Source organism: Pirellulales bacterium (genome assembly GCA_036490175.1).
Lineage (GTDB): Bacteria > Planctomycetota > Planctomycetia > Pirellulales > JACPPG01 > JACPPG01.
Genome location: DASXEJ010000289.1, coordinates 1 through 2,222, shown reverse-complemented (window position 1 = coordinate 2,222; position 2,222 = coordinate 1). Strand labels below are relative to the sequence as shown.

Sequence of the window (2,222 nt, the reverse complement as noted above, 5' to 3'; positions counted from 1 at the left end):
CGTTCACGCTCAGGCCGGTCATCAGCGACGACCTGCTGCCCACCACGACCCGCAACCTGGTGATCAACGATCTGACGTCGCTGTTGGCCCTGCCGCTGGCGCAGATGTTCAACAATGATCCAGATGATGCTGACCATTTCGCAGTTTCTTACTGGCGCTTCAATGGCAAGGTCGCAACGTGGACCGAGAAATACGATAAAGTTGTCGCCGAATTCGTCGAAGAACTTGCCAAAGAAGGACCGGCAACGCAAGCGGCGTGGCAGGCCGACGTTGATTATCTCATCGCGCGGCGACCATACATGCAATTCCGCTTCTTGCAGATTGCCGCAGCCGCGGATGACGAGCAGCAGCGAGGATTGAGCTGTCTTGAATACCTCGATCAGAGCGACTCCGTCAGTAAGCCGCAAACTCATCCTGAGCTATCCCGGCGTCCTATGGCGCGCATTTATATTCCGATGGCAAACGTGACAGTCTCGGTAACGGCACAGCAACTTGCCTCGTTTCTGGAGAGCGCGGAACATAAACCGGGCCGCAAGGATTGGACGGGAACGCTCCCAGTCTTCGTAAGGCTCGAACCGCCGTCCGGCAAGAAAGCACTTTGCAGCGCGGACCTCGGAGTGGAGCTTCCAATACCGGTTGTGCTGGAGGATCCGGAGAAACCGGGTGATCTCGTCGACCGCCTCATCATCCCGTTGGGTATCGATTGGGACGCGCTCGGCGGTCTGGATCCGCTAGAGCTCAAGCTGCCATCCGCCTTGGCTAACTTGTCTACGCCGCAGCTGGATCTCTTAATCAAAATTGCAGAACGGCTAAACGCGGCTACTGAGAACTCGGCGCAGAAAGGACGCCTTGAGTTCTTAATCCACATGCTAAAGAGCGGACTAACTCCTATGGAACCCGCCCCACGAGGCGTGCCCCCGAGCCAGGACAAAAGCCAGACACCGATTGGACCCGAAAGAATTCCTCTGCCTCCACCGCCGGCGCGGCTTCAGCAACTCGACCGGCCGCGGCAGTTCCAGGCACCATACCAGCCCAGACCGACTATGGCGGCGCAATACAACGCTGGGCCAGAAAAGCAGACGCCGGTAATTTTACGCCAGCTCGTCGAGCCGGATCTGTTGCCACTGTTGATGCGACGGATGCAGCCGACCGAATACGGCAATAGTATTAGCTGGGTTCTTGATAAAACGCTGTCACCAGCAATTGACAATATCTTCGACACTGGCCCCGTTTCGATTGGGGCGCCGGTGCATTCCGGCACTGGGCCGCGGCCGCTTGTGGGGTCGCAAATCCTGCAAGTATATGGCTTCGACGCGTTTTGCCGCATTGCCTATGAAACCTATACAAACTTGCGGACCAACGCGGCCAATCGTGGGGTCGTCCATGTTTACGATATCAATCAATACTTAGCTGCCGAGACGCTGTCCGCCTATGAATTCCTGTCGCGAAAAGACAACTTGGCACTTTGGAGCTATGCCACGCCGCAACTGGCCCAGGCCATCGATAGTCGTGATTACCGGCAGGTGTTCGAAATTCGCCAGGCGTTCTTTAATGCAGTGGGCGGTTCGGCCAAACATACCATCACGGGTGCATTGGCCTGGGCCATCGTTGTCGATGCGGCGCGGCTGAATCATCAGTTGATGCAAGATATGGCGTCGCTGTCGCAGGCCAAGGGGTGCAACTGCGCTCCGCCCCATGAATTGCCGTTTGTCGGTCCGAAAGAACTGATCCCGCCGGAGGCGCATGAGTATTTCAAACAGTATGTGCTCTGCCGCTGGCCGATCATTACGTTTTCGCTGGACCCGGTGAACGAAGAGCAAAACGTGGCGGACGTTTTCAGCCGCCGCCGCGATTTGCAATTGGCCGTGGCCGTGGCCGTCGCGTCGGGCAATGTTAGTCCGAGCTGCGCCGGAGCGTTCACGCGCCGCATGGAACTCGACATGGAGACGATCGCGCTGAATCGCACGCAGGTCGCCTTTTCGTATGCCAACGACACGTTCGGCTGGCGGTTTTATCCGCGCGTGCAATCGCCCGACACGCCCGGCACGCTGGGGGCCATCGCCCAGACGCTGTTTGGCACTGCCAATCGCGACAGCGATCTGAAAGCCCGGCAGTTGGAGCCCGGCATCCGCGACTGCACGGCCGTGGTGATCATGCCCTCGTTTGTGCCTTACGTGGACATCACGACCCGGGCCGATTGGTTTGGCGTCACGAATCCGCGC

The 2,222-nt window shown here is 58.3% G+C and carries 1 protein-coding gene; it reads left to right on the top strand.

Annotated features, from left to right (window positions below):
* Positions 1–2,222 (top strand): hypothetical protein (locus VGG64_21850; GenBank protein HEY1602262.1); only part of this gene is annotated, 2,222 nt, incomplete at both ends.